The organism is Pseudomonas sp. BJa3 (assembly GCF_026343815.1).
Taxonomy (GTDB): Bacteria; Pseudomonadota; Gammaproteobacteria; order Pseudomonadales; family Pseudomonadaceae; genus Aquipseudomonas; species Aquipseudomonas soli.
On the sequence record NZ_JAOXMC010000547.1, the window covers coordinates 1 to 236 of the forward strand.

The 236-nt window shown below is 64.4% G+C and carries 1 pseudogene; it reads left to right on the forward strand.

Going from position 1 to position 236, the window contains the following annotated elements:
* Positions 1-236 (forward strand): annotated as a pseudogene (locus tag OH705_RS28730) (DUF481 domain-containing protein); the annotation flags it as partial.

Genomic DNA, 236 nt, shown 5'->3' on the forward strand with positions numbered 1-236 from the left:
GGACAAGATCTCCACCTTCGAGAGCGAGCAGAACCTGCTGGTCAAGCAGGATGCCGAGACTGGCGAGCACTCCAAGGGCATCAAGGCCGCCGGGCCGGGCCAGGTGACCCTGGTCAACGGCGAGCCGAAGACCGTGGAGCTGGCCAGCATCCAGCAGATGATGCCGCCCAAGCCGATCCTCCAGGACTGGGTATGGAACGGCAACGTCGATTTCTCGCTGGACCGCAAGCAGGCCG